General features: G+C 35.3%; 8 protein-coding genes and 1 pseudogene. All 9 read left to right on the top strand.

Going from position 1 to position 6,414, the window contains the following annotated elements:
- Window positions 1–115 precede the first annotated feature (115 nt).
- Complete coding sequence (locus Q0977_RS17645; protein ID WP_299516274.1) at window positions 116–310, top strand: cysteine-rich KTR domain-containing protein; 195 nt, start codon at window positions 116–118, stop codon at window positions 308–310.
- A 62-nt stretch (window positions 311–372) separates the two neighbouring features.
- Window positions 373–885, top strand: a complete 513-nt coding sequence (locus tag Q0977_RS17640) for a GNAT family N-acetyltransferase (protein WP_299516272.1) — start codon at window positions 373–375, stop codon at window positions 883–885.
- Window positions 886–983: 98 nt separating this feature from the next.
- On the top strand, window positions 984–2,027 hold the full coding sequence (locus Q0977_RS17635) for a C45 family peptidase (protein WP_299516270.1): 1,044 nt from the start codon (window positions 984–986) through the stop codon (window positions 2,025–2,027).
- A 115-nt stretch (window positions 2,028–2,142) separates the two neighbouring features.
- Window positions 2,143–2,643 carry a cysteine hydrolase family protein gene (locus tag Q0977_RS17630; RefSeq protein ID WP_299516268.1) on the top strand — a complete coding sequence of 167 codons (501 nt, stop codon included), beginning with the start codon at window positions 2,143–2,145 and terminating at the stop codon, window positions 2,641–2,643.
- Between the two features lie 58 nt (window positions 2,644–2,701).
- Complete coding sequence (locus tag Q0977_RS17625) at window positions 2,702–3,355, top strand: CPBP family intramembrane glutamic endopeptidase (protein WP_299516266.1); 654 nt, start codon at window positions 2,702–2,704, stop codon at window positions 3,353–3,355.
- Window positions 3,352–3,579, top strand: a pseudogene (locus Q0977_RS18335) (DUF3781 domain-containing protein); the annotation flags it as partial. The gene Q0977_RS17625 and the pseudogene Q0977_RS18335, both read left to right, overlap by 4 nt.
- Before the next feature lie 898 nt (window positions 3,580–4,477).
- The gene (locus Q0977_RS17615; RefSeq protein ID WP_299516262.1) at window positions 4,478–5,374 is read left to right on the top strand and encodes a class I SAM-dependent methyltransferase; all 897 of its coding nucleotides are present in this window, start codon (window positions 4,478–4,480) and stop codon (window positions 5,372–5,374) included.
- 10 nt (window positions 5,375–5,384) lie between these two features.
- Window positions 5,385–5,735 carry a DUF3795 domain-containing protein gene (locus tag Q0977_RS17610; protein ID WP_299516260.1) on the top strand — a complete coding sequence of 117 codons (351 nt, stop codon included), beginning with the start codon at window positions 5,385–5,387 and terminating at the stop codon, window positions 5,733–5,735.
- 4 nt (window positions 5,736–5,739) lie between these two features.
- The gene (locus tag Q0977_RS17605) at window positions 5,740–6,237 is read left to right on the top strand and encodes a hypothetical protein (RefSeq protein WP_299516258.1); all 498 of its coding nucleotides are present in this window, start codon (window positions 5,740–5,742) and stop codon (window positions 6,235–6,237) included.
- The last annotated feature ends 177 nt before the right edge of the window (window positions 6,238–6,414 follow it).

Below are 6,414 nucleotides of genomic sequence, written 5' to 3'. Positions count from 1 at the left end.
TTTCAAAATATCGATTTGAAATCAATGAAGTTACAATTAAATATATGAAGCACAAAGCTTCTAAAAAAGTAAAATGCGTAGAATTACGCTGATTTCTGCTCCAACAAATGAGGTGATGATTATGGAAAAACAAGGACAATGGCTATTATGCCCGCATTGTCATGGAAAAACTCGTATATGGATTCGCAAGGATACTGTGCTTCACAACTTTCTTCTTTTTTGTCCGAAATGTAAAAGGGAAGAATTGATTGATTTAAAGCATTTTCAAATAACACTATTGAAACAGTCAGACGCTAAGACGCAGAACTGAACTTGATATGTAATCAGGTTTGTTCTGCGTATTTTTATTGGATAAGGAAAGGAAGTACACATATGAAATATACAGATATTGAAATTGTTCGTGCCAAAGGACAGGATACTGAAGCATTATTAGAATATTTGAAGATTGTCGGAAGTGAAACCGATAATTTGAGTTTTGGTGCAGAAGGCGTTTTGTTGGAGGTAGAAGAAGAACGAAAATATCTTGATCAACAAACAAAATCACTTAATGACATACAGTTACTCGCAAAGGCAAATGGTGAAATTATTGGAACAGCGAGTCTTATTCGTAAGAAAAAACGTATGAGTCATCGTGCTGAATTTGGCATTAGTGTGAAAAAGGCGTGGTGGGGATGTGGTGTAGCATCCACTTTAATGGAGTACATTCTTGAATTCGCAAAATCAACAGGTGTAGAACAGATCAATCTTGAGGTTCGTAGTGATAATAAGCGTGCAATTGCGTTATATAAAAAGTTTGGTTTTCAAAAGCTATGTACTTTCCCAGGCTTTTTCAAAATCGATGGGGAGCTTATTGATTTTGATTTCATGAATCTTGAAATATGTTGAAAATTAAAAAATAGTGCCAGACGCTTAGACGCAGTGCAGACCGATGAATAGGTTTGTACTGCGTTTATTGTTTTTTAGGACGAAAGGAGAACACATAAATGTACCATTTAAGATTGAAAGGCGAACATTACCAAATAGGAATCAAAAGAGGAACGATTTTTCAACGAGCCAACATATCGTTTCCGTTTCATCTCGATTCTTTTCAGTTAGAACATGGAACGCAGAGTGAGAAAATACTTAGGAAGTTTTTCCCGGAAGTATGTGAGGAAATAAGAGGTGTGAGTGATACCATCGGTGTTGACTACACATCCTTCATATCATGGATGTTGTGTATGGGTTGCTGTATGTATAATCTGGAAAGCAATATTCCCGTTGAGATCAGAGGATGTACCGCTTTCGCTTATGCAAAGAATGGTAATGTAATTTATGGTCGCAATAATGATTTGCCCCCATATTTACGAGATGGCAGCAAAAGTGAAATCTATTCTCCTACAAACGGAAATCGTTTCAATATTACTACATCCTCTTTTATTAACGGAGAAGAAGGGGTAAATGAACATGGTTTAGCAGTTGCTATGACCTTTGTTATGACCAGACTTGAAAAAATCAAGCCTGGTTTCAATTCTTGCTTCATTGTCAGGTACCTGTTGGAAAAAACTAGTAGTACGGACATGGCTGTTTCTTTGCTTATGGAATTGCCAGTAGCATCCAACTGTAACATTCTGCTCGCAGATAAAAATGGGGAAATGGTTGTTGTCGAATGTACTCCAACTCAAAAAAGAGTTCGTGAAGCTGTGGCATCGGATAATGGCAGTATTGTATGTACAGTCAACAGCTTCACTTCTGACGAATATGCTCCTTATGACGATGCAAATGGTGATGATTACAATTCTGCAGAACGATATAAAGTTGTGATGGATAGCTTTAACGACAAGATTACCGACGATTATTTGGGGACCACGACTCGCTTGCTCAAAGGTGAATATGGCTTCATGTGTCAATATGAAGATCCAAATTTTCAAACAGTTTGGAGTTCGATATTCAACCTAAAAAGTTTGATGATCTATCGGGCAGAAGGCAATCCGCGAAAAAAGAAATTCGTATCGGATAGCAGGCTGCATGACATGAAGTTTGGCAAATAGAAGTTTTGTATGTATGGCGAAGAAACAAGCGCCCGTGGAGTTTAATGATGCAATTTATACTTTTTTGAAAAAACTGTCGAAGTAAGGTAGGATATATTTTATGGAGGAACAAGAAATGGAAAATAGTGCACTGGTTGTAATTGATCTACAAAATGACATCACAAAAAACTATAAGGAGATTATTGAAAGAGTGAACTTGGCAATTGATTGGGCTGTTCAAAACAAGTTGTGGGTTGTTTATATTCAACATAATAATTTGTCTTTAAAAACAAGAACTTTTAAACCAGGTAGCCATGGAGCTGAATTCGTACCAGAACTTAATATTGTATCCAATCATATTTATACAAAGTCAAAGAGTAATGCACTGACGAGCGATGCTTTTAAAGCTTTTATTCAAGGACATGGAATTAGTGATTTTTATGTTGTTGGTGCTGATGCTGCAGCATGTATTAAATCTACTTGTTACAACATGACAAAAAGTGGTTATTCTGTAAGCGTGTTGTCGGATTGTATTACGAGTTATGATAAAAAGAAATTGCCAGAAATGTTTGCGTACTACAAAAGTAAGGGGTGTGAAGTTTTAGCGCTTCAAGAAGTAAGGAATGAACATGAATAAATACTATTTGAAAAATGAGCTGAATTTTACGATTGTATGGATCCTTGTGTATTGTGTCTTGCAGTCTTTGGCAAATCCACTAAATAAAATGATTGGCATTGAATATGCTGCAAGTGCTGCTTTTTGTATCTTACAGTGTATTGTTCTTTTGATATTTATCCAAAAGAATAACCTTTATGAGAAATATGGACTATGTAAACCAATAGTCTCTGCACGGTATTTCTTATATTATGTGCCACTATTTATTTTGGCATCATCCAATCTTTGGAATGGTATTGCGATTCATTATTCACTAGTTGAAACAGTTTGTCGCATTATATGTATGCTTAGTGTTGGATTCTTGGAGGAAGTAATCTTCAGAGGTCTGCTGTTTAAAGCCATCGCAAGGGATAACATCAACTCCGCTATGATTATTTCAAGTGTGACTTTTGGCATAGGCCATATTATCAACTTATTTAATGGCAGTGGCATGAATGTTGTTAGTAATTTGTGTCAAATTGTCTTTGCGGTTTTAGTTGGCTTTATGCTAGTTACAATCTTTTATCGTGGCGGCAGCTTAATACCATGTATTCTTTTTCATTCGGCTATCAATACACTTGGTACTTTTTCAAATGATTTGAATCTTACTACAGAACTACAATTGCTTCATCTTTTTATACTGAGTGCGATTCCTGTAACTTATACATTGATTTTGACAGAAAGACAGATATGAATTTATTAATTGAAAATATAGATCGACTTCATACGACTGTGAGGGGAGTTGATCGGATACAAAGAAATTTAAAAATAGATACAGAAGATGTGGTGGGTTATTGTAAGAATCTGATATTAAATCCTCAATGCCATATATATCGTCGAGGTAAGAATTGGTATTGCGAAATAGGTGATATAAAAATTACAGTTAATGCCTACAGCTATACGATTATTACTGCGCATACTTTTAGTAAGGACGTACAAATCAGTCACTGCTTTATCGATGGAGATATAAAAGGTGCTATTGCCTATATGAAAGATCATGATGGATTTCAGGATATTCTTCCTACGTTTGTTTCTGTTTTTGAAAATTGTGAATATCGTACATATGAAATACCGGATAATCTCAATGACATATTACGTTTATACCAAATTTATTTTCGGGATATTTTTTACTTAGATTTACCAAAAAATTTGGCTGAAGATAAGCTGTTGAAAGGACTTAAGAGCTTGTTAAAAATGCCAAATGCAGATGAATTACTTTTAGTAAAACAACTTCAATCACAATTTGAAAACGAAGGTTACCATGCTCTGTTTGGAAAAACACAAGGTTATTATGGTCCTTATATTTGGAAGGATACAAACTCAACGACCTACAATGTTGAACTGCCTGATGGAGTTGTGGAATATACAATAAATATTCTGAGAGGCTTTGTTTTTCGAGGTTGGATGGATTATTTGACTTTTGGTCGATATGGTACAGGAGGTTGGACTTTGCCAGATGGAACAATCAACTGTGTTGAACAAGCGTATGACTTTAAGAGTGAACGGTTTCTTGTTTCATTTTTGAAGCACGAAGCACAACATTCTGTGGATATGAAACAATTCCCTCAAATTACACCAACAGAGCTAGAATATCGTGCAAAGCTAGTAGAGCTATATTATTCGAGTGATTCAGGGTTATTGAATAAAATTATATCTGTGGCCAATCCAAATAAAATGGATGATCCTCATGCGATTGCTTCTAGTTGGATCAAACAGAAATTTAAAGATACTGCACTATCTCGTATACAAGCTCAGGCATTAGAGTTATTTCATGCTAGTACAAAAGAAATGAAAGAAAAATATGGAGGACAAATATATGAATAATAAAACGAGTATTACCGCATTGATGAGTTCGTTTGGACGAGCATTTCATGCAGAAAATGAAGAACATCCAGTTTTTGTGGATGATCTTGCCAAAAATTTGATGACGAAAGAAGAATATACGACTGTTCAGAACTATATTCTTGGTGGAGCAAAATTTTTTGAACCAGATATGGATTTTTCTAAAGTGGAACCAAAAGAGGTGCTTCGTAGAATTGTAAATATACATATTGCACCATCACCTCTTTGTCGTCAAGCCTATACGGAACAAGCTCTAAAAACAGCTTTACTGACTGGTACAAAACAATATGTCATACTTGGGGCAGGAATGGATACGTTTGCCTTTCGAAATGATAAGTACAAAGTGTTCGAGGTGGATCATCCTTTGACACAGAAAGATAAAATAGAACGAATTAAACGTGCTGGTTGGGTAGTTCCTGAAAATCTTCGTTTTGTTCCTGTAGATTTTACAAATGATAATCTAGAAGAATGTTTGATTACTTCTAGTTTTGATCCATCTATTAAATCCTTTTTCTCATGGCTTGGTGTAACCTACTACCTATCCAAAGAAGCAATTGATAATATGCTTTGTGCTCTTTCAAAAATATGTGCAGAAGGCAGTACACTCGTATTTGATTATCCAGATGAACACTTTTTTGATGCGCCTGAAAAACGTGTACAAAATACAATTATGATGGCAAAAGCAGGCGGTGAACCGATGCAGTCGTCATTTTCTTATAGGAAACTTGAAAAGATGCTAGAGAAACATGGCTTTTTGATTTATGAGTTGTTATCGCCAGAAGATATTCAAAGAAACATTATTGATAAGGCTGGTGCAGACATGAAGGCATTTGAACATGTCAATTATTGTCTTGCGGTAAAGAAAGTGTAGGAGGAAAGATATGGAAAATAAACTAATTGGTTGTTGCGGATTGGATTGTGAAAAGTGTGATGCGAGAATCGCAACAATTACAAATGATGATGCTTTACGTGAAAAAACGGCTGCGTTGTGGACAAAACTTAATGGTGTATTGATTACACCAGAAAGTATAAATTGTACGGGTTGTCGTGTAGAAGGTGTAAAAACACCTTTCTGTGATAAACTCTGCTCTATACATAATTGTGTTCGAGAAAAGGGATTGGATACTTGTGCAGACTGCAAGAAAATGAATGGATGTTCGACGCTAGATAGTATTGTCAAAAATAGTCCGTTTGTATTGGAAAATCTAAAGCATATTCAAAATGAAAAGTAGTATTATGTCCAAACAAATACGACAATACATTGGAATCGTGACAGCACTTTTTGCATACTACCTCGTTCATGAGGGAGCACACTTGTTGTATGCTTTGTTTACTGGTGTATTTAAACAAATTAAATTTATGAGACTTGGCGTGCAGATCGATGTATATACCGAGCACATGACAAGTTTACAACTAGGCATCTTTTGTGTTGTGGGAGTACTTGCAACCCTAATTGTAGGCTATTTACTAACAGCACTCGCAAAGAAAATCTGCAAAATAAAGAGTAAGCTATTTCGTGCCATGTTTTACTATATGACAATCGCATGTTTATTTCTTGATCCACTTTACCTTAGTTTTTTGCATAGTTTTCTTGGCGGTGGAGATATGAATGGAATTGCCTTACTTTGCCCAGAAGGTCTTGCAAGATGCTTTTCAGGTATTCTACTTGTGGTTAATGGATTTGTATTCTGGAAACTGGTATTGCCTATATATCGGCAGTCTTTTTCTAAATAATACCAGGATGAACATTAGGTTTTTGTAGGTATATTAGTTGTTTTATTACTGTAAATCTTGTTTTATCTCTATATTTCTATTTGTGGTTACGAAAAAAAGGTGTTGCTCGACTTTATAATATTTAGCACACTGATATTGACACTGCTAAAAAGGTGTTGTATAGTATTAGCAGGCAAA

It is taken from the genome of uncultured Rummeliibacillus sp., from assembly GCF_934216135.1.
In the GTDB taxonomy this organism is placed as follows: domain Bacteria; phylum Bacillota; class Bacilli; order Bacillales_A; family Planococcaceae; genus Rummeliibacillus.
The sequence above is the reverse complement of the archived record's forward strand: the minus strand, read 5'-3'. Positions and strand labels throughout refer to the sequence as shown.